Below are 21,030 nucleotides of genomic sequence, written 5' to 3' on the forward strand. Positions count from 1 at the left end.
AGGCAGTGCGGCCACCGGTGCGCCGTCATTCCAGCGGCGGCAGCACCATCGCGTGCGCGGCTTCGTTCTGGCGCACGCGGAACGCGGCGAGCCGGTTCGCATAGTCGACCGAGTTGCCGGACAGGATCGACACTGCGAACAGCGCGGCATTCGCGGCGCCGGCCTCGCCGATCGCGAACGTCGCGACGGGCACGCCCTTCGGCATCTGCACGATCGAGTGCAGCGAATCGACACCCTTCAGGTACTTGCTTGCGACCGGCACGCCGAGCACCGGCACCGTGGTTTTCGCGGCCAGCATGCCGGGCAGGTGCGCGGCGCCGCCGGCGCCCGCGATGATCGCGCGCAGCCCGCGCTCGCGCGCCTTCTCCGCATAGTCGAACATCTCGTCGGGCATCCGGTGCGCGGACACGACCTTCGCTTCGTACGGTACGCCGAATTCCTGCAGGATCGCGACCGCGTGCTTCATCACGTCCCAGTCGGAACTCGAACCCATCAGCACGCCGATGAGCGGCGCGCTGTGCGTGTGGGCAGTCTGAATTTCACTCATTTCGTGGGCTTCCTGTCGACCGGAGTTAGCGCTTCAGCGCTTACTCCGGTCCCATGCCGTGGTTGGGTGGAGTTGGCGCTTCAGCGCTTACTCCACCCCCTCGGCGGTCGACCAGAATCAGTGCTTCAGCACCTACTCCGGTCCCATGCCGTGGTTGGATGGCGTTGGCGCTTCAGCGCTTACTCCACCCCCAACGGCGGTCAACCAGAGTCAGTGCTTCAGCACCTACTCCGGTCCCATGCAAAGCTCGCTCAGGCGAGCGACTGGCCCGTGATGCGCTCGAGCGCTTCCTGGTACTTCGCGGCCGTCTTCTCGACGACGTCGGCCGGCAGCGCCGGCGCCGGCGCCGTCTTGCCCCACGGCTGCGCCTCGAGCCAGTCGCGCACGAACTGCTTGTCGAACGACGGCGGGTTCGTGCCGACTTCATACTGGTCGGCCGGCCAGAAGCGCGACGAATCGGCCGTCAGCGCTTCGTCCATCAGGTACAGCTTGCCGTGGTTGTCGAGGCCGAATTCGAACTTCGTGTCGGCGATGATGATGCCGCGCGTCGCCGCGTAGTCGGCCGCTTCCTTGTACAGCTTGATCGAGATGTCGCGGATCGTCGCAGCCAGCTCGGTGCCGATGCGGCGCTCGGTTTCCTCGAACGTGATGTTCTCGTCGTGCTCGCCCATCTCGGCCTTCGCGGCCGGCGTGAAGATCGGCTCGGGCAGCTTCTGCGCGTTCTGCAGGCCTTCCGGCAGCTGCACGCCGCACACGGCGCCCGACGCCTGGTATTCCTTCCAGCCGCTGCCGGCCAGGTAGCCGCGCACGACCGCTTCGATCATGATCGGCTCGAGGCGCTTGACGACCACGCCGCGGCCCTTCACCTGCTCGACCTCGTCGGCCGCGACGACCGCTTCCGGCGCGTCGCCCGTCAGGTGGTTCGGCACGATGTGCGCGAGCTTGTCGAACCAGAAGTTCGCCATCTGGTTCAGCACGCGGCCCTTGTTCGGAATCGGCTCGCCCATCACCACGTCGAATGCCGACAGACGGTCGGTCGTGACGATCAGGAGCTTGTCGTTGCCGACCGCGTAGTTATCGCGGACCTTGCCGCGACCGAGGAGCGGCAGCGAGCGGAGCGTGGATTCGTAAAGGGTAGACATCGTCTTTTCGCAGATAAGGAGCCAAACAAAAAGGGAAACGCCGTTCCCCGCGGCAGGCGGGAACGGCGGTCTTGCAATACGTCGGCGAACCGGCCGGGCGACAGCGCCCGGGCGGTTGCCGGCCGGCCCTCGTTCGGCCGGACGGAACGGCTGCCGGGGCCGGATCAGATCCGGCAACCGCGCGGCCAGCCCCGGCCTTGCGGCGGGGCAATCGTACTACAGTCTCAGCGCACGACCTGCGCGAGCGCGCCGGACTTGTACTGCTCGGCGATCTTGTCGAGCGACACCGGCTTGATCTTGCCGGCCTGGCCTTCGCAGCCGAACGCGAGGTAACGGTCGACGCAAACCTGCTTCGCCGCTTCGCGCGCGGGCTTCAGGTAGTCGCGCGGATCGAACTTGCCCGGGTTCTCGAACAGGTAGCGGCGGATCGCACCGGTGATCGCAAGACGCAGGTCGGTGTCGATGTTGATCTTGCGCACGCCGTGCTTGATGCCTTCCTGGATTTCCTCGACCGGCACGCCGTAGGTTTCCTTCATGTCGCCGCCGAATTCGCGGATCTCGGCCAGCAGCTCCTGCGGCACCGACGACGAACCGTGCATCACGAGGTGGGTGTTCGGGATGCGCGCGTGGATTTCCTTGATGCGCTCGATCGACAGGATGTCACCCGTCGGCTTCTTCGAGAACTTGTACGCGCCGTGCGACGTGCCGATCGCGATCGCGAGCGCATCGCACTGCGTGAGCTTCACGAAGTCGGCGGCCTGCTCCGGATCGGTCAGCAGCTGCTCGCGGGTCATCGTGCCTTCCGCGCCGTGGCCGTCTTCCTTGTCGCCCTTCATCGTCTCGAGCGAACCGAGCACGCCGAGTTCGGCTTCGACCGTCACGCCGATCGAGTGCGCCATCTCGACGACCTTGCGCGACACGTCGACGTTGTACTCGTACGACGCAACCGTCTTGCCGTCGGCTTCGAGCGAACCGTCCATCATCACGCTCGTGAAGCCGCTGCGGATTGCGCCCATGCAGACTGCCGGCGACTGGCCGTGATCCTGGTGCATCACGACCGGGATGTGCGGATACGACTCGACTGCTGCTTCGATCAGGTGGCGCAGGAACGGCTCGCCCGCGTACTTACGCGCGCCGGCCGATGCCTGCATGATCACGGGCGCGCCGACCTGGTCCGCCGCCGCCATGATCGCCTGGACCTGCTCCAGGTTGTTCACGTTGAAGGCCGGCAGGCCATAACCGTGCTCTGCCGCGTGGTCCAGCAATTGACGCATTGATACGAGAGGCATTGTGGAACTCCTTGGAATGAAAACCGGTGCGCCCTGACGCCGGCGCGGCGCTCGCTCCCGTTCGAATCCGGGGTGGCGCGGCGCGGCTGAGCGTCGAATAGCCGCATTTTATCGCGAAGCGCCTCCGATTCCGACCGCCCGGTGGCGCCGACTCGCAATTTGTTACGTTCGCACGGCACAATGCGGGCAAAAAAGAGAAAAAAAGCCGCGCGGGGCTTCGGACCCCACGCGGCTTTCGCGTGAAAAACGGTGCCGGATCATTTTTTCAGCCGATCCGGGCTGCCGGCGCACGGGCCGGCCCGATGCTCAGTCGGCGCTCAATAGTGCTCGCCGACCCGCACGATCTTCAGCGTGTTGGTGCCGCCCGCCTGCCCCATCGGCTCGCCGACCGTCAGCACGACCATGTCGCCGTGCTGCACGTAGCCCTGCTTGACGACGATCTCGAGCGCGGCCTGCAGCGCCGAATCGCGGTCGCTGTTGAAGTCGACGTGCAGCGGCGTCACGTTGCGGTACAGCGCCATCGTGCGCTCGCTGCCGACGCGCGGCGTCAGCGCGAAGATCGGCACGTGCGTGTAGTGACGCGACATCCACAGCGCGGTCGCGCCCGATTCGGTCAGCGCGATGATCGCCTTCGCGCCGAGGTGGTACGCGGTGAACAGCGCGCCCATCGCGATCGACTGGTCGATCCGCGTGAACGTGCGGTCGAGGAAATCCTTGTCGAGCTCGACGTGTTCCGACTTCTCCGCTTCGACGCACACGGCCGCCATCGTCTCGATCGTGACGACCGGGTACTTGCCGGCGGCCGTCTCGGCCGACAGCATCACCGCGTCGGTGCCGTCGAGCACCGCGTTCGCGACGTCCGACACTTCCGCGCGGGTCGGCACGGGGGCGTGGATCATCGATTCCATCATCTGCGTCGCGGTGATCACGAGCTTGTTCGACTCGCGCGCCATCCGGATCATCCGCTTCTGCAGCGCCGGCACGGCCGCGTTGCCCACTTCCACCGCGAGGTCGCCGCGCGCGACCATGATGCCGTCGGACGCGTCGAGAATGCTCTGCAGCGCCGGGATCGCTTCCGCGCGCTCGATCTTCGCGATCATCTTCGGCTTGATGCCGTACGGCGCGCCCGCGATGTTCGCGAGCTGACGCGCCATTTCCATGTCGGTCGCGTTCTTCGGGAACGACACCGCGACGAGGTCCGCGCCGAGCGACATCGCGGTGCGGATGTCTTCCATGTCCTTCGCGGTCAGCGCCGGCGCCGACAGGCCGCCGCCCTGGCGGTTGATCCCCTTGTTGTTCGACAGCTCGCCGCCCACCTTGACGATCGTGTGGATCTCGTCGCCGAGCACGCGCTCGACGGTCAGCACGATCAGGCCGTCGTTCAGCAGCAGCAGGTCGCCCGGCCGCAGGTCGCGCGGCAGTTCCTTGTAGTCGAGGCCGACGCGCTCGTCGTTGCCGAGCTCGCACGCGGCGTCAAGGATGAACGGCTGCCCCGGCACGAGCGTGGTCTTGCCGTTCTCGAACTTGCCGACGCGGATCTTCGGGCCCTGGAGGTCGGCCATGATCGCGATCTCGCGGCCAACCTTGCGGGCGGCCTCGCGCACCATCTCGGCGCGCTGGCGGTGATCGTCGGCCGTGCCGTGCGAAAAATTGAGCCGCACGACGTCGAGGCCCGCCTGCATCATCTGCAGCAGAATCTCCGGCGAACTGGAAGCCGGGCCGATCGTGGCGACTATCTTGGTGGCGCGCTGCATGAAACTCCTCATCTGGATCAAGGTGGATGCGCTGGGTGAAACGCTGCGAGAGCCGGAAGCGGCAGGCCCAGCGGCGGCCGTTCCGGGGGGCGTGCCGGTGCTTGCGCCCGGCATCGCTTTGTTCTGAATCTCGTGGTGCTGGTCGGCCGCGTCGCCAGCGGCCGCCGGTGCGCGCGGGGCGGAGTTCGCCCGCGCGGGCGCGCGCTTGCGCTTGCCCGCGCCGGCCGGCTGCTCCGCTTTCGCGGAGCGCACGGCCTTCGTCACCCCTGCGCGCGCCGCCACGCTCAGGCCGCCCGCGTTTCGAGCACTTCCACCGCCGGCAGCTTCTTCCCCTCGAGGAACTCGAGGAAGGCGCCGCCGCCCGTCGAGATGTAGCTGACCTGGTCATGGATGCCGTACTTCGCGATGGCCGCGAGCGTGTCGCCGCCGCCCGCGATCGAGAACGCGGACGATTTGGCGATCGCGTCGGCGAGCGTCTTGGTGCCGTTGCCGAACTGGTCGAACTCGAACACGCCGACCGGGCCGTTCCACACGATCGTGCCGGCCTTTTCGAGCTGGCTCGCGAGCGCCTTGGCCGTATCGGGGCCGATGTCGAGGATCATGTCGTCCGCTTCGATGTCGGCGACCTGCTTCACCGTGGCCACGGCCGTCGGCGAGAATTCCTTGGCCGTCACGACGTCGGTCGGGATCGGCACCGACGCGCCGCGCTCGCGCGCTTCGTCGATGATCGCCTTCGCCTCGGCGACGAGGTCGGCTTCCGCGAGCGACTTGCCGATCGACAGGCCGGCCGCGAGCATGAACGTGTTGGCGATCCCGCCGCCGACGATCAGCTGGTCGACCTTGCCGGCCAGCGACTTCAGGATGGTCAGCTTGGTCGACACCTTCGAGCCGGCGACGATCGCCACCAGCGGGCGCGCCGGGTTGCCGAGCGCCTTGCCGAGCGCGTCGAGTTCGGCGGCCAGCAGCGGGCCCGCGCACGCGACCGGCGCGTACTTCGCGATCCCGTGCGTGGTCGCTTCCGCGCGGTGTGCGGTGCCGAACGCGTCGTTCACGTACACGTCGCAGAGCTTCGCCATCTTCTGGGCGAGCTCGTCCGAATTCTTCTTCTCGCCCTTGTTGACGCGGCAGTTCTCGAGCAACACGACCTGGCCCGGCGCGACGTTCACGCCGTTCTCGACCCAGTTCGACACCAGCGGCACGTCACGGCCGAGCAGCTCGGCGAGACGCTTCGCGACGGGCGCGAGCGAGTCTTCCGGCTTGAATTCGCCTTCGGTCGGACGGCCGAGGTGCGACGTGACCATCACGGCCGCGCCGGCGTCGAGCGCGGCCTGGATGGCCGGCACGGACGCGCGCACGCGCGTGTCTTCGGTGATGTTGCCCTGGTCGTCCTGCGGGACGTTCAGGTCGGCGCGGATGAACACCCGCTTGCCGGCGAGCTGGCCGGCGGCGATCAGGTCGGTAAGACGCTTGACTTGGCTCATGTTGGACAAATTGAAGTAGTGGATGGGGAAAGGGGGTTCACGCTGGACGTGCGCGGGCTGCCGCGAAAGGGCGCCGGATGCGGCCGTGGCTGGCGGTTCGCATGACGCGCACGGGTAAAAAATCTCGAACGGGCATTCTAGCCGATCCACCCGGCAGACTGACCCGCGGGCGGCGAATTCCGCCTATTTGGGATCGCGTGCGGCAACGGACACATTGCCGCAACGCAGCAATGCAGGTGCACGGGCGGCCGGCGCCCGGCGGGCCGCAGCGGCAGCCCATCAGAAGATCAGGCGCAGGGCGGTGAATACGAGCATCCCGACGACGATCGTGCCGAGCATGCTGCGCCGCCACAGGAACCAGCCGAGACCGGCGAGCGCCGCGTAGAACGGATGGTTGGACAGCGCGAACGACAGCCCGGCCGGCGTTTCGAGCACGTCGGGCAGCACGACGGCGACCAGCGCGGCGGCCGGCGCGTAGCGCAGCGCGCGCTGCGCGCGTTCGGGCAGCACGGTGCGCTCGCCGCCGATCAGGAACAGCGCGCGCGTGACGGCCGTGACGATCGTCATCCCGATGATGACGATCCAGATCTCGGTCGCGCTCATTCAATCTCCTTTTCCTGCACGGTTTCGGTGCGGATGCGCCGCCAGTCGGCCCGTTCGACGAAGAAGTCGGCCGTGCAGCCGGCCGCGAGCGCGGCGAGCACCGCGAGCGGCAGCGCGAGCCGGTACGGCAGGTCGAACGCGATCAGCGACACGATGCCGGCGACCGCGACGGCCGCGAGCGTCGAGCGGTTCGCGACCGCCGACACCATGATCGGGATCAGCGCGAGCGTGCCGGCCAGCTCCAGCCCCCAGCTCGCGGGGAAGAAGCTCGCGAGCAGGATGCCGGCGAGCGACGACACCTGCCACGACACCCAGCTCGCGAGCGCCATCCCCCAGAAATACGCTTCCTTGCCCGGCACCTGGCCGTAGGCAAAGCCCTGTTTCTGGAACAGCAGGTAGATCACGTCGCCGTTGAAATAGCCGATCGCGAGACGCCGCCACAGCGGCAGGTAGGAAAAATGGGGTGCAAGCCCTGCGCTGAAGATCACGAAGCGCATGTTGACCATCGCGGCCGTGAGCAGCACGGTCCAGATCGGCAGCTTCGCCGCGAGGAGCGGCAGCACCGCGAGCTGCGACGAGCCCGCGTAGACGAAGATCGACATCGCGCTCGCCTGCCCGAGCGTCATGACCGACTTGCTCATCGCGATGCCGGTGACGAGCCCCCAGGAGAGGATCGCCATCAAGGTCGGGGAATAGTCGCGCGCGCCCTGGATCAGCGCGAAGCGGTCGGTGGCGGACAATCGAGCGAGCATGGGAAAGCGGGCCGCAGCGGGCGGTTCGTCGGGGCGCCGGCGCCTCCTGCCGGTACGTCCCATCGTTATTGGAATCGGTACCGGACGATTATAGCGCCGGCCCCGCGCCGACCGACCGGGTCGCCACCAAATGACGCTAAAATAAGCGTCTTTCCGGCTCAACGCTGCATACAACCGCATCCCAGGAGAAATCTATGTCAATGGCCGACCGCGACGGCAAGATCTGGATGGACGGCAAGCTGATCGACTGGCGCGACGCCAAGATCCACGTCCTGACCCACACGCTGCACTACGGCATGGGCGTCTTCGAGGGCGTGCGCGCGTACAAGGCGGCCGACGGCAGCACCTCGATCTTCCGCCTGCCCGAGCACACGAAACGTCTGCTGAATTCGGCGAAGATCTTCCAGATGGACGTGCCGTTCGATCGCGAGACGCTCGAAGCCGCGCAGCTCGAAGTCGTGCGCGAGAACAAGCTCGAGTCGGGCTACCTGCGCCCGATCATCTGGGTCGGCTCGGAAAAGCTCGGCGTGTCGGCGAAGGGCAACACGATCCACGTCGCGATCGCCGCATGGCCGTGGGGCGCGTACCTCGGCGAGGACGGCCTCGCGAAGGGCATCCGCGTGAAGACGTCGTCGTTCACGCGCCACCACGTGAACGTGTCGATGGTGCGCGCGAAGGCGTCGGGCTGGTACGTGAACTCGATCCTGGCGAACCAGGAAGCGACGGCCGACGGCTACGACGAAGCGCTGCTGCTCGACGTCGACGGCTACGTGTCGGAAGGCTCGGGCGAGAACTTCTTCCTCGTGAACAACGGCAAGCTGTACACGCCCGACCTGTCGTCGTGCCTCGACGGCATCACGCGCGACACGATCATCACGCTCGCGAAGGACGCCGGCATCGAAGTGATCGAGAAGCGCATCACGCGCGACGAGGTCTACACGGCCGACGAGGCGTTCTTCACCGGCACGGCCGCTGAAGTCACGCCGATCCGCGAGCTCGACAACCGCACGATCGGCAGCGGCGCGCGCGGCCCCGTCACGGAAAAGCTCCAGTCGGCGTTTTTCGATATCGTGTCGGGCAAGAACGCAAAGTACGCGCACTGGCTGACGAAGGTCTGAGCGCGCCGCGCCACCGACCGCCCCACAAAAGAGTGATAAGAGAAAGTCTCATGAGTGAAATCAAGGAAATGCCGCTGGTCGAGCTGACGGCCAAGGATCTTCCCGCCTACTGCCCGAACCCGGCCATGGCGCGCTGGAGCGCACACCCGCGCGTCTTCATCGACGTGTCGCACGGCGAGGCACGCTGCCCGTACTGCGGCACGCGCTACAAGCTGCGCGACGGCGAGGTCGTCAAGGGCCACTGAGCCCGGGCGGCCGGGCCCGCGGGCCCGCCGACTCGCAAGGCGGCGCAGCCGGAAATCCGGCGCGCCGCCGTTCTCCATTCTGGCAACCCGAACGCGGCGCCCGTGCGCCGTGATTCATTACGACATCGGAAGTCGACCTGATGCGTCGAGCGCTGGTTATCGCACCGAACTGGATCGGTGACGCATTGATGGCGCAGCCACTTTTTGCGCTGCTGAAAAAGCTCCATCCCCGCATCGCGATCGATGCCGTCGCACCCTCGTGGGTCGCGCCCGTGCTCGAGCGGATGCCCGAGATCCACGATGTCTACGCGACCGATCTCGCGCATGGCAAGCTGCAGCTGCTGCGCCGCTGGCAGCTCGCGAGCGACCTGCGCGACGTCGGCTACGACGCGGCGTACGTGCTGCCGAATTCGCTGAAGTCCGCGGTGATCCCGTGGCTCGCGAACATCCCGCTGCGGATCGGCTACACGGGCGAGCACCGCTACGGGCTGCTGAACGTGCGGCACGCGAACCCGACCAAGTCGGGCGAGCGGCCGCCGATGACGACCCACTACGCGGCGCTCGCCTACGCGCCGGGCGCGAAGCTGCCCGAGTCGATGAAGACGCTGCCCGCGCCGCGCCTCGACGCGGACCTGAACGAGACGGCGCGCGTGTCCGCGCGTTTCAATCTCGATACGCGCAAGCCGCTCGTCGTGTTCTGCCCGGGCGCCGAATACGGCCCGGCCAAGCGCTGGCCGCCCGAGCACTTCGCGACGCTCGCGACGATCGTTCACCAGTCGTTCCCGTATACGCAGATCGTCGCACTCGGCTCGCAGAAGGACGCGGCAGCCGCGCAGGCGATCGCCGACCACGCGCCGAACGTGCGCAACCTGTGCGGGCAGACGTCGCTGTCCGAGGCATGCGCGCTGATCGCGCGCGCGAACGCGGTCGTCACCAACGATTCCGGCCTGATGCACGTCGCGGCCGCGCTGCGCCGGCCGCTCGTCGCGCTGTACGGATCGACCGATCCGCGCCACACCCCTCCGCTGTCGGACCTGGCGAAGGTACAATGGCTGCATCTCGAATGCAGTCCCTGCTTCGAACGCGAGTGCCCGCTCGGCCACCTGAAGTGCCTGCGCGAACTCGGTCCGGAGCAGGTATTCGGCGATTTGCGCGGCATGCTCGTCGGGCAGCGCTGACCCTGACCGGCAGCGTCGCACGGCGCGCCGGGCAATCCGATTCACCGGTGTACGGCGGCTCCATCCGGGCCGCCGTGCTGAATACGGCGCGCGACGCGCGCGAGAGATAACCCCGATGCCACGTTTTGCCCGCCTTTTCGAAGCCGCTGCCGATACGCTGAACGCCTACTACCAGGCCGTCGCCGATGCCAATCTCGACGCGCTGCTGGCGTTGTGGATCGACGAGGATTTCGCCAGCTGCGTATGGGCGGACGGCGAGCATCTGCACGGCCTCGACCAGATCCGCAGCGGGCTCGCGAACCGGCTCGCCACGCGCCCCGTGACGATCGAGCCGCTCGACATCCGCGTGTACGACAGCCTCGGCACGGTCGTCTATACGATCGCCGAAGCGCATCAGCAGGCCGACCTGACGGCCGAACCCGACATGGTTTTCGCCACGTACGTGATGATTCACGAGCGCGGCGAGTGGCGCATCGCGCATATTCACGCGAGCCCGATTCCTGAACAGGCGGCCGGACAATTCGCCGCGAAGATCCGTCACGGGCAGGGTCCGCTGCACTGACGAAGAACGAAGCAACGCATTAGCGGGGCGATCATGAGTACGGCTTCTCCGCCCACCTCGCCGCTGACCGGGGCCCCGGCCCCCGACGACGATTCATTGCGCTATCGCGCACCGCGCTGGCTGCCGAACAGCCATGCCCAGACCATCGTGCCCGCGCTGTTCGCACGGCGTCCGGCCGTCGCTTACCGACGAGAGCGATGGGAAACCCCCGACCACGACTTCATCGATCTCGACTGGGTCGCGCATCTCGACAGCGCGGCGCCGCCGCCCGATGCGCCGCTGTTCGTGCTGTTCCACGGCCTCGAAGGCAGCTCCGGCTCGCACTACGCGCTCGAGATGATGGCCGCCGCGCGCGCGAAGGGCTGGCACGCCGTCGTACCGCACTTTCGCAGCTGCAGCGGCGAGATCAACCGCCAGCCGCGCTTCTACCACCTCGCCGACAGCGCCGAAGTCGACTGGATCCTGCGCCGCCTCGCCGCGCGGCATCGCGGGCCGCTCGTCGCGGCCGGCGTATCGCTCGGCGGCAACGTGCTGCTGCGCTGGCTCGGCGAGCATCGCAGCGACACGTCGATCCTGCGGGCGGCCGCCGCGATCTCGACGCCGATCGACGTGCACGCGGGCGGCCGCGCGCTGTCGCAGGGGTTCGCGATGGTCTACACGCGCAGCTTCCTGAAGACGCTCAAGCGCAAGGCGCTCGCGAAGCTCGACCAGTACCCGGGGCTGTTCGACCGCGAAGCGATGCTGCAGGCCGTGACGATGCGCGACTTCGACGAAGTCGTGACTGCACCGCTGCACGGCTTCACGGACGCCGACGACTACTGGACCAAGGCGACGACGCGCCCGCTGCTGCCCGCGATCGACGTGCCGACGCTGATCCTCAACGCCCGCAACGACCCGTTCCTGCCCGAATCGGCGCTGCCGGGCCCGGCCGACGTGTCGCCGGCCGTCGAGCTCGACCAGCCCGCGGCCGGCGGGCACGCGGGATTCATGACCGGGCCGTTCCCCGGCCGCCTCGACTGGCTGTCGGCGCGGGTGTTCGGCTATTGCTCGAAATTCGTCGACCATGGATGACATCGTCAGGCAGGCGCTCGCCAAATGGCCGAACGTGCCGCACTGCACCGGCTGGCTGCTGCTCGACCGGCGCGGCGAATGGCGGCTGCGCGACGACGCCGCGCAGGCGGCCGGCGAACTCGGCTCGCCGATCCGGCATGCGGCGCTGAACGCATTCATCGGCCGCAACTACGAATGCGATGCGCAGGGCCAGTGGTTCTTCCAGAACGGGCCGCAGCGCGTGTACGTCGAGCTCGCCTATACGCCGTGGGTCGTCCGGCTCGCGGAGCACGACGGGCAGCTCGCGCTCACCGACCAGACGGGCACACCGTTCGAACCGGACGAAGCGTGGCTCGACGATGCGGGCGGTGTGCTGTTTCATGATGGCCGCACGCAGCGCGTCGCGGCGCTGCACGATCACGACCTCGGGCTGTTCGCCGATCACGCGGATTTCGATGCCGGGCCACCCGTGCTGCGCTGGCGCGACGGCCGCACGCTGCCGCTCGGCAGCATCGTCTGCGCGGACGTGCCCGCCCGGTTCGGCTATGTCGCGAGCCCGGCGCGCTTCGCCAGCCATGCGGCCGGCGGCGGCAACTGACGCGCAGCCGCGCGACGGCCGCTATCCGCGGCCGTTCTTCTCGTCCTCGCGCTCTTCCTTGTAGCGCGCCTCGAATTCCAGCAGCCGCGCGCCGATGATCGACTGCTCGTAGAACGACACGTCCTTCGCGTCGCGCGCTTCCTTCAACTGCCGGATCGCCGACGGCCACGCGCCGTCGATCGCGAGTTTCTCCGCGAGCGCACGGCGCCGCGCAAGCACATCGCCCTTCCCGTCACTCGCCTTCGCGAGATAGTCCCACCAGTCCGGCTGCCCGGGATCGGCCTTCGCCTGTGCACGCGCGAGCGTCTGCGCGTCGGCAAAACGGCGCGCGGCGATCAGCGCCTGCAGATGCGCGACGATCGCCGCGTGCGACGCCGGCCAGCGCCGCTGCGCGAGCGCCGCGAGCCGCACCGCGTCGTCGGTCCGCCCCGCGCGGCGCGCGATCTCGGCGGCCAGTACGTCGAGGCTCGGCGAACTCGCGTCCGGATCGTTCTCGCGCCGCTCGCGCGCATCGAACACCGCACGCGCCGACGCGAGTGCCTTGCCGGCCACGTCGTATTCGCCGAGCAACAGGTTCGCGAGCGCGATGCCGTACCAGTTCGCCGCGACGTTCGGCGCCGTGCGATCGTCGATTTCGAGCTGCATCCGGCGCGCCTCGGCCGCGATGTCGGTCGGCGCACGGTTCTGCAGGACGCGCAGCCGCGCGCGCACGAACCCGTATTCGGCCGACTGGCGCGGTTGCCGGTACGGCGCGCGGCGCGCGCGATCCTCCATGTCCGCGATCCGCTCGCCGGTCAGCGGGTGCGTGCGCGCATACGCCGGCACGCCCGCGTCGCCCATCGACGCGCGGTCGAGCCGTTCGAAGAAGCCCGGCATCCCGTACGGGTCGTAGCCCGCCCCCGCCAGCAGCTGGAAGCCGACGCGATCGGCCTCGCGCTCGGCCGAACGCGAGAAGCGCAGCTGGTTGTCGACCGCGTACGCCTGCCCGCCCACCGCGATCGCGCTGCCGAGATCGCCGCTGCGCGCGAGCACGCCGGCCAGCACGCCGAGCAGCATCGTCGCAAGCGCCGTGTAGCCGGTCTTCTCGCTTGCGGCGATCATCCGCGCAATGTGCCGCTGCAGCACGTGCCCCATCTCGTGGCCGACCACCGACGCGAGCTCGGACTCGGTCTGCGTCGTGACGACGAGCCCGCTGTTGATCCCGATGAAGCCGCCCGGCATCGAGAACGCGTTGATCTGCGGATCGCGCACCGGGAACAGGTCGAAATCCGGCGTATAGCCGCCGATGAAGCGCGCGGCGGCCGCGGCCGCGAGCCGCGCCGCCATCGCGTTCAGGTAGTCGCGCGCGAGCCAGTCGTCGAGATAGTCGGGATCACGCCGCACTTCGCGCATCACTCGCTCGCCGAGCCGGCGCTCGGCCTGCGGCGTCAGCGAACCGCCGGAACCGTCGCCGAGGTCGGGCAGTTCGAGCGCGCGAAGCGGCGCGCGCAGGCTCGCGACCGGCGCCGACGCACCGCCGGCGCCCGAGAACCGGCTCTCCGCGCCGCCGTACGTGCCGAACACGCCGGTGGCGATGCCGGACGGCACGGTGGAAATCGCCGGGGAGCCGCCGGTCGCCGGCTCGAGCGGAGGTGGGGAGGCGCTCTGCGCATGGCCACCCGGCGGCAGCGCGAGCGCCGCCGACAGCGACACGGCAAGCAACTGTTTGACACGCATGGCAGGATGAAAACGACGCCGTCCCGCGCGCCCGGCGCGCATCGCGGCGTTTGGTCTGAATATTCGGGTCATTGTACCGGCGCCGCAGTGACTGTCCCGTGCCGCGCGTGCGTCATCTGCGCCCTCGGCAACGCGAACGCCGCTGCTATGATAAGCGCCCGTTGAGGCGTTGAATCGGTTCGGGGCGCCGTTACAGGATTCGGCGGCCCGGTCGATCGCGAAGCAGGATCGAGGGACGCACGCGCACTCCGTTCCACTAGAGGATGACATGTCAGGACTTACCCATTTCGACGCCGCCGGCCATGCGCACATGGTCGATGTCGGCGGCAAGCAGGAAACCCGGCGCATCGCGATCGCGCGCGGCACGATCCGGATGCTGCCGGCCACGTTCGCGCTGATCCGCGACGGCAAGGCCAAGAAGGGCGACGTGCTCGGCGTCGCGCGCATCGCGGCGATCCAGGGCGCCAAGCGCACGGCCGACCTCATCCCGCTGTGCCACCCGCTCGCGCTGACGCGCGTGGCCGTCGACTTCGAACTCGACGACGCACTGCCGGGCGTCCACTGCGTCGTGCAGGTCGAAACGTTCGGCCGGACCGGCGTCGAGATGGAAGCGCTGACCGCCGTGCAGGTCGGGCTGCTGACGGTCTACGACATGTGCAAGGCCGTCGATCGCGGGATGGTGATCACCGACGTGAGCGTGCGCGAGAAGCGCGGCGGCAAGTCGGGGGACTGGAAGGCGGAAGACGCGGCGGAGTGAATGCGCGGGCGCCGCCGGCCCGCCAATTCGAGATAAATCCGTTTATCTCATACAATTACCGAATTCCGCACGAGAGAGCGTGCGAACCAGCACAACAAGAGCGAGCACTGGTGATGAATTCGCAAGCGTCAAGAAGCGCGCTGCTGGCCGGACCGGTTCAGCACGAGCGCCTGGTCAAACTGGATACCCCGCTCGGCCCCGACGTCCTGTTGCCGCATCGCGTCACGGGACGATCGCGGCTCGGACGCCATTTCGAGTTCACGGTCGACACCGTGTCGGTATCCGACAACCTCGAACTCAAGAAACTGATCGCGCAGCCGGTGACGCTGTGGATCCAGCAGACCGACCGGTCGTACGCGCCGCACCACGGCTACGTGCATGCGGCCCGCCGGCTCGGCTCGGACAGCGGCGTCACGCACTATCAGATCGTCTTTGCGTCGTTCCTGCACTTCCTGAAGTTCCGCCGCGACCAGCGCATCTGGCAGGACCGCCCGGCGGACGACATCATCGCCGACGTGCTGAACCAGCATCCGCAGGCCAAGGGCCGCTTCACGTTCAAGCTCTACCAGCCGCTGCCGTCGCGCTCGTTCTGCATGCAATACGAGGACGACTGGAATTTCGTGCACCGCCTGATGGAATCGGAAGGCCTGTACGGTTTCTGGGAACAGGACAAGGACGGCAAGTCGCACCGGCTCGTCATCGTCGACCGCATCGACGCCCTGCCCGCGCTGTCGCCGCGAATCGTGCGCTTTCATCACGCGGGCACGGGCGACGACGCCGACACGCTCGTCCAGTTCACCGGAACGCGCACGCTGCGCAGCGTCGCGCGCACCACGCGCACGTTCGACTACAAGCAGCCGCCCACCGCGTCGAATCCGAAGGCCACCCATACGCCGACGATCGCGAATCAGGGCGATCTGCCGCAGCAACTCGAAGTCTACGAATACACGGGCGCCTACACGTATCCCGAGCAGTCACGCGGCGACCATCTGTCGAAGATCTGGATGGAAGAGCAGGAATCGCACGCGAAGCGCTTTCACGGTGTCGGCGGTGTGCGGCGCATGGACGCGGGACGCACGTTCGAGTTCGCGGAACACCCTGAACACGACAAGGACGATGCCGGCCAGCGCGAATTCGCCGTGATCGAGACGGCGTGGGTCATCGTCAACAACCTGCCTGTCGCGGACGGCGACGCTCATGCCGCGTTCCCGCACAGCTTGCGGGCCGAAGTCGACAACATCGTGCAGGCAGACGCTGCCGGTGCGTCGCGCGTTCCCCATTCCGATGGCAGCGAGGGCTTTTTCCAGGTCAGCGTCGAAGTGCAGCGCACGACCGTCCCGTTCCGCAGCCCGCTCGAGCATGCGAAACCGCCGATGCACCTGCAATCGGCGATCGTCGTCGCGCCGCAAGGCGAGGAAGTCCACACCGATGAGCTCAACCGGGTCAAGGTCCGCTTCCACTGGGACCGACTCAACGACGGCGACGAGAAGGCTTCGTGCTGGCTGCGGGCCGCGACGTCGGACTCGGGCAACGGCTATGGCGCCGTCCACCCGCACCGCAGCGGCGAGGAAGTGCTGGTCGACTTCCTCGGCGGCGACTGCGATCGCCCGATCATCGTCGGCAAGCTGTACAACGGCGCGACGAGCCCGCAGTGGCACAGCAACGGGATCCTGTCCGGATACCGGTCCAGGGAGTACGCGGGCGCGGGCTACAACCAGCTGGTGCTCGACGACGCGACCTCGCAGAACCGCGTGCACCTGTACAGCAGCCAGGCCAACGCCCATCTGCATCTCGGCTACCTGATCGACCACACGGGCAACAACCGCGGCAGTTATCTCGGCAGTGGCTTCGACCTGCGCTCGGACGCCTACGGCGCCGTGCGCGCGAACCGCGGGCTGTACGTCACGACGCATCCCAAGCAGGCGGCCAGCCAGCCGCTCGACGTCGACGAGACCCGCCAGCAGCTCGTGCGTGCGGAAGGGCTGATCGACGCCATGTCGCAGGTCAGCGCACAGCATCAGGGCGAGTCGCTCGATCCCGGCCACTCGGCGCTCAAGCAGTTCGCCGATGCGACGCAGGACAGCGTGAGCGGCAGCACGTCGGGCGGCCGGACCGCCGGCGGCGGAACCGGCAGCGCCAATGCGTTCAAGGAGCCCGTGATGCTGTTCGGCAGCCCGGCCGGCATCGGGATGTCCACGCAGCAGTCCGCGCAATTCGCCGCGGACCAGCACGTCAACCTCGTCAGCGGGCAGAGCACGCACGTCGCCGCCGGAAAATCGCTGATCGCCAGTGTCCTCGACCGGATCAGCCTGTTCGCGCAGAATGCGGGGATCAAGCTGTTCGCCGGCAAGGGCAAGGTCGAAGTGCAGGCGCAGGCGGACAACATCGAGCTGACCGCGCAGAAGGCGCTGAAGCTGATCGCCGTCACGCAATCGATCGAAGGCGCCGCGGCAAAGGAAATCCTGCTGACGTCGGGCGGTGCCTATATCCGCATCGCGGACGGCAACATCGAAGTGCACGCGCCCGGCAAGATCGACATCAAGGGCGCGCAGCATGCGTTCAGCGGCCCCACCCACCTGTCGCAAACGATGCCGACGCTGCCGAACTCGTCCGGCAACTACGACCAGGCGTTCATCGCGCACTGGGCCGGCACCGACATTCCGGTCGCGAACACGCGGTACCAGATGTTCTCGAACGGCAAGCTGCTCTCGGAAGGCGTCACCAACGCGGCAGGCGAAACCGGGCTCACGCAGAGCCACGTGCCGCATGACGTCGTCGTCAAGTTTCTAGGGAAATCGAATGGCTGACGGACAACAGGACAAGGTGCTCGGCACCGGTGCGGGGATGCTGACCCCGACGGGATACAACGATCGGCCGAAGGTGCAGATCAACATCTGCGACAAGCATGTGACGCCAGCGGCGGATTCCATTATCGGAACCTGTCCGTACTACTACCTCCCGCTGCATGGCGAGTACTGGGAAACGGTCGAAAAGGTCAGCACGTCGAGTATCTGGGCGACCGTCAAGAAATTCGCGTCGTCATGGGATCCGTGGAAAGACACGAAAGTTGCCCGTGAGCTGCTGCATCGGCGCGAGAAGCTGATAGAAATCGAAAGCACCGATTCCGACTGGTCACGCCACGGCAATTTCATGATGCGTCATATCGGGTGCGGACATAAGCCGCCGGGATACTACGTCAGCTACGGTTACTACTACTGCTCGAACTACGGTAAATACCTGCTCCCGGAATTGAGCGACAAAGGCAAGGCATGGCTGGCAAGCGCACGCTGGTTCCTGCAGCACTATCTGGAACAGGGTTTGCAGCAGAACATGCGCGGCGACACCATTTCCATCAAGGGCAAGAAGCCGAACAGCGGCGCCTGCGTGATGAATGTGCCGCAGTACACGCTCGAACTGGACGACTACAACTTCAAGACATACGCGTTCAAGACCCATCCTCTCGCTTACCTCGACGGCGGTCTGGCCGGGCTCGGGCCGATCGATATGGGCCATATCCTGGCGCAACCCAACATTCAGGAATGGAAAGATCCCAGAACGACCTACCAGGCATACGACAGCGCTGTCGGCGTGGGCAAACAATACATCGACAACACCGTGGAATACGCAAAAAAGGCAGGTGACGCCGTCAACGAGCACGTCGTCGATCCCGTTGCGCGGGCACTCGAAAAACTGATGTCGAAATGAAATGACGAGAAAATTCCTGAAGCTGTCGCTGGGTGCGGCAGCCGTGCTCATTGTTTTGATTGTCGGGTACTCATATATGTCGAATGACTGGCAGGTCGTTTCCAACACTTTCATGAAGAACAGCAAGCCCTACGGCGCGGGCGACTTCGTGATATCGGGAAACGAGGCGATCACGCTGAAGATCAGCGATCCTGAAATCACCTTCAAGCCGTACGCCGAATGGAAGGACAAGGAAAGGGCCGAGCCGGCCGAAGCCTGGATGAACGACAGCCGTGAAACGCTGAACCGGACGTCGGTCGAATTCTGGCGCGGCCCGGTGAACGGTGACATGACGCGCCATTTCAACCAGGTAGGCCAGAACGCCGCCTGGTGGCACGCCAGGGATTGGGCAGTCGAATTCATCAGCACCGGCTGGATGGACTACAAGTCGCCTCAGCCTGCCGACGGTCTGACGCCGCAAGTGACCAAGCTCTGGAAGTCGTCCAACGGGGGACGCGACTGGGTGCAGCTCGCGTGGCCAGAAGACCGGAACATCGGTCGCCTGCTGTTTCTCGATCCGCAGCGCGGCTATGCAGTCGGCTGGGGCCCACACGTGTGGCGCACGTCCGACGGAGGTCAATCGTGGCGGGAAATCGAACTGCCGCCGGGTGCCGCGGAGTCCGGCAAACCTCGCCGCACCTTTGACGGCATCGACCTCGGCCCGGACGGTACCTTGCGCGTGGCGTACCACGTCGAGAAATCCGAGCACGCTTCCGCCGGAAGCGTCGTCTATCGGCTCGGTTGGGCGCAACCCGCGTTCGCCCTGGATGCCGTTTTGCCTGAACAGGAAATCGTCAACCTGTCTTCGTCGCCGGTCGCGTCGAATCGCTACGCGATTTACGCACTGTCACGCCTCGGCGAACCGCGCAATGTCGACAATCCCGCCGACAAGGGACAGCGCGTCGGCGCCATTTCTACCTGGACGAACACCGCACCCGAGCAGGTTCAGCAGTTGCGTTCGTTCGACGACACGCTGACGCTCGACAGTCTGAGCGTCGGACGGGACGGATTGCTGCTCGTCTACGCAACCGACTCCAGCCGCAACGGCACACCGCTCGATCTCACGTTCGTCAGCAACGATGCGGGAAAGACCTGGAACTCGAGCAAGGAGAAGCCGACCCAGGGCGGATATTTCAACACCCAGACGAACACGCTGTATTCGCTGGTCGCCTACACGCTCAAGAAGCGGCAGTTCTGAGTGTTCCGATGCGATTGCCGCGGGGCCCCGTCGCGACTCGGGCGTCGGCGCCGCGGCCGGCGGCCGATCCGACCTGATCGGGCAATGCGGGGCCCAGCCGCGCGATCGTGACGTTGCGCTTCCCTGCGCCATCGGATACCAGCCCTCCCGAGCCGGTCATTGATCGGGGCAATCGCGTGCCCGGCGACATGCAAAAATGCGCCCGCCGGATAGGGTTTGTCGTGAGCCTCGCCGTCCTGGTGGTGGCGACATGCAGTCATATCCTCCCCACTGCCGATCAGGAAACGATCTCGACAAATTTCATGCGGAACGATACGCCCTATGGAGGCGGCAACTTCCGCATCAAGGGCAACGACGTGATGAGCGCGTGCCGGAAGCGTCGTCGGACAGTCTGTGCGATTCGGCCGAACCGGCTCACCCTGGATACCGCGACCGCGAACCTCGGGCGCACTCGGCACGATTACCGCGCGTGTCGCATTGCGACGGCCGCGCATGACCGGTGCGGCCGTCTATGCGCGCACCGCCACGCGTGTCACTGGCCGCGTGACGGCTCGAACACGAACGGTTGGGTCAGCAGGAACGGATTCGCGGTCGCGCCCGTCTGCACGCAGCTTGCGTGCGTCATCGCGTCGACGGCCGCGCGATCGGCCGCCGCGTTGCGGCTGCTCGTCGTCACGGTGACGTTCTGCGCTTCGCCGGACGTCGTCATCAACGCACGCACGAGCACGGTCACCGGGCGGGTGAGCGGTTTGGCGGTGTCCGGATAGACGGCGCGCGGAATGTGGCAGGTCAGCTTGCTTTCCTGCGACGACGACAGCATCGCGCAGCCGGAAAACAGCATCGCGACGGCGGGCAGGATCAGGTAGGTCGAGCGAATAGCCATGGTCGAATATCGTTCTTGGTACTGTTCCGGACAAACGCGCCGCGCCCCGGACATATTCTCCGGTCCGCATCGCGTGCGTCTCACTGCGCCGCGGCCAACGGACCGGCGCCCCGTTACGGCCGCACGGCCGGTGATGCTCGGCCGCGATCCTGCCTGGCGGACTTCCCGGATGGCCGGGATGCTGCCGCAATCACGCCAGTTCCCGCGCCGGCGGGCACGCGAGCGCTTTCGCGCATTGTGCACGCGGCGCCCGGTCAGCGGCGGCGATTTGACAATGGTTGACGCGAATCGCCGCGCATTCGACCGGAATCCGCACGATCCGTGACGTAATCGATACACCGCAGGCTTCTCACGGTTCGCGCCGGACCGCCCTGCCCGACGCCCGCCTGCGCTGCATCGCAAGGCGACGAACG

Annotated in this window: 20 protein-coding genes; 11 read left to right on the forward strand and 9 right to left on the reverse strand. The window is 67.0% G+C overall.

Annotated features, from left to right (window positions below):
- Nucleotides 1–25: 25 nt before the first annotated feature.
- From purE to pyk, 4 genes are all read right to left on the reverse strand, one after another.
- Nucleotides 26–547, reverse strand: a complete 522-nt coding sequence (purE, locus tag HWX87_RS27505; protein ID WP_006477946.1) for a 5-(carboxyamino)imidazole ribonucleotide mutase — start codon at nucleotides 545–547, stop codon at nucleotides 26–28.
- Between the two features lie 251 nt (nucleotides 548–798).
- Nucleotides 799–1,689 carry a phosphoribosylaminoimidazolesuccinocarboxamide synthase gene (locus HWX87_RS27510; RefSeq protein ID WP_175032501.1) on the reverse strand — a complete coding sequence of 297 codons (891 nt, stop codon included), beginning with the start codon at nucleotides 1,687–1,689 and terminating at the stop codon, nucleotides 799–801.
- A gap of 224 nt (nucleotides 1,690–1,913) precedes the next feature.
- Entirely contained in the window at nucleotides 1,914–2,978 is a 1,065-nt protein-coding gene (fba, locus tag HWX87_RS27515) for a class II fructose-bisphosphate aldolase (protein WP_176050235.1), read from the reverse strand.
- Nucleotides 2,979–3,295: 317 nt separating this feature from the next.
- A complete protein-coding gene (gene pyk / locus HWX87_RS27520) occupies nucleotides 3,296–4,732 on the reverse strand; it encodes a pyruvate kinase (protein WP_034189082.1) in 1,437 nt (478 codons plus the stop codon).
- Here pyk and HWX87_RS38255 point away from each other — a divergent pair.
- Nucleotides 4,731–4,859, forward strand: coding sequence for a hypothetical protein (locus HWX87_RS38255; protein ID WP_021164118.1), 129 nt, complete (start codon nucleotides 4,731–4,733; stop codon nucleotides 4,857–4,859). The two genes, pyk and HWX87_RS38255, sit on opposite strands and share 2 nt — an antisense overlap.
- Nucleotides 4,860–5,016: 157 nt before the next feature.
- Here HWX87_RS38255 and HWX87_RS27525 read toward each other — a convergent pair whose 3' ends face one another.
- From HWX87_RS27525 to HWX87_RS27535, 3 genes are all read right to left on the reverse strand, one after another.
- Nucleotides 5,017–6,213, reverse strand: coding sequence for a phosphoglycerate kinase (locus HWX87_RS27525; protein WP_176050236.1), 1,197 nt, complete (start codon nucleotides 6,211–6,213; stop codon nucleotides 5,017–5,019).
- Between the two features lie 279 nt (nucleotides 6,214–6,492).
- Entirely contained in the window at nucleotides 6,493–6,816 is a 324-nt protein-coding gene (locus HWX87_RS27530) for an AzlD domain-containing protein (RefSeq protein WP_059523415.1), read from the reverse strand.
- On the reverse strand, nucleotides 6,813–7,568 hold the full coding sequence (locus HWX87_RS27535; protein WP_176050237.1) for an AzlC family ABC transporter permease: 756 nt from the start codon (nucleotides 7,566–7,568) through the stop codon (nucleotides 6,813–6,815). The genes HWX87_RS27530 and HWX87_RS27535 overlap by 4 nt, the downstream gene beginning before the upstream one ends.
- 194 nt (nucleotides 7,569–7,762) lie before the next feature.
- On the opposite strand from HWX87_RS27535, the gene HWX87_RS27540 reads away from it, so the two are divergent.
- From HWX87_RS27540 to HWX87_RS27565, 6 genes are all read left to right on the forward strand, one after another.
- A complete protein-coding gene (locus HWX87_RS27540) occupies nucleotides 7,763–8,686 on the forward strand; it encodes a branched-chain amino acid transaminase (RefSeq protein ID WP_176050238.1) in 924 nt (307 codons plus the stop codon).
- A 50-nt stretch (nucleotides 8,687–8,736) separates the two neighbouring features.
- Nucleotides 8,737–8,931: a zinc-finger domain-containing protein gene (locus HWX87_RS27545; protein ID WP_006749970.1), complete on the forward strand. Its 195-nt coding sequence runs from the start codon at nucleotides 8,737–8,739 to the stop codon at nucleotides 8,929–8,931.
- Between the two features lie 140 nt (nucleotides 8,932–9,071).
- Nucleotides 9,072–10,109: a lipopolysaccharide heptosyltransferase II gene (waaF, locus tag HWX87_RS27550; RefSeq protein ID WP_047898928.1), complete on the forward strand. Its 1,038-nt coding sequence runs from the start codon at nucleotides 9,072–9,074 to the stop codon at nucleotides 10,107–10,109.
- A gap of 115 nt (nucleotides 10,110–10,224) precedes the next feature.
- Nucleotides 10,225–10,671: a nuclear transport factor 2 family protein gene (locus HWX87_RS27555; RefSeq protein ID WP_034178922.1), complete on the forward strand. Its 447-nt coding sequence runs from the start codon at nucleotides 10,225–10,227 to the stop codon at nucleotides 10,669–10,671.
- A 33-nt stretch (nucleotides 10,672–10,704) separates the two neighbouring features.
- Entirely contained in the window at nucleotides 10,705–11,742 is a 1,038-nt protein-coding gene (locus HWX87_RS27560) for a hydrolase (protein WP_176050239.1), read from the forward strand.
- Nucleotides 11,735–12,319 (forward strand): DUF2946 family protein, encoded by a 585-nt coding sequence (locus HWX87_RS27565; RefSeq protein WP_176050240.1) that lies wholly within the window; start codon nucleotides 11,735–11,737, stop codon nucleotides 12,317–12,319. The genes HWX87_RS27560 and HWX87_RS27565 overlap by 8 nt, the downstream gene beginning before the upstream one ends.
- Nucleotides 12,320–12,340: 21 nt before the next feature.
- Here the strand turns inward: HWX87_RS27565 and HWX87_RS27570 are convergent, their stop codons facing one another.
- The gene (locus HWX87_RS27570; RefSeq protein WP_176050241.1) at nucleotides 12,341–14,035 is read right to left on the reverse strand and encodes a M48 family metalloprotease; all 1,695 of its coding nucleotides are present in this window, start codon (nucleotides 14,033–14,035) and stop codon (nucleotides 12,341–12,343) included.
- Between the two features lie 268 nt (nucleotides 14,036–14,303).
- Between HWX87_RS27570 and moaC the strand changes: the two genes are divergently transcribed.
- The 4 genes from moaC to HWX87_RS27590 all read left to right on the forward strand — a co-directional run bounded on the left by moaC (nucleotide 14,304) and on the right by HWX87_RS27590 (nucleotide 19,734).
- Nucleotides 14,304–14,792, forward strand: coding sequence for a cyclic pyranopterin monophosphate synthase MoaC (gene moaC, locus HWX87_RS27575; RefSeq protein ID WP_176050242.1), 489 nt, complete (start codon nucleotides 14,304–14,306; stop codon nucleotides 14,790–14,792).
- A gap of 113 nt (nucleotides 14,793–14,905) precedes the next feature.
- The gene (locus tag HWX87_RS27580; RefSeq protein ID WP_176050243.1) at nucleotides 14,906–17,599 is read left to right on the forward strand and encodes a type VI secretion system tip protein VgrG; all 2,694 of its coding nucleotides are present in this window, start codon (nucleotides 14,906–14,908) and stop codon (nucleotides 17,597–17,599) included.
- Complete coding sequence (locus HWX87_RS27585; protein WP_176050244.1) at nucleotides 17,592–18,497, forward strand: hypothetical protein; 906 nt, start codon at nucleotides 17,592–17,594, stop codon at nucleotides 18,495–18,497. Before HWX87_RS27580 ends, HWX87_RS27585 begins: the two co-directional genes overlap by 8 nt.
- A gap of 1 nt (nucleotide 18,498) precedes the next feature.
- On the forward strand, nucleotides 18,499–19,734 hold the full coding sequence (locus tag HWX87_RS27590; protein ID WP_244137776.1) for a glycosyl hydrolase: 1,236 nt from the start codon (nucleotides 18,499–18,501) through the stop codon (nucleotides 19,732–19,734).
- A 532-nt stretch (nucleotides 19,735–20,266) separates the two neighbouring features.
- On the opposite strand, the gene HWX87_RS27595 is transcribed toward HWX87_RS27590, so the two are convergent.
- Entirely contained in the window at nucleotides 20,267–20,617 is a 351-nt protein-coding gene (locus tag HWX87_RS27595; RefSeq protein ID WP_176050245.1) for a TonB family protein, read from the reverse strand.
- Nucleotides 20,618–21,030: the final 413 nt, after the last annotated feature.

The organism is Burkholderia sp. BCC1644, from assembly GCF_902833225.1.
Lineage (GTDB): Bacteria > Pseudomonadota > Gammaproteobacteria > Burkholderiales > Burkholderiaceae > Burkholderia.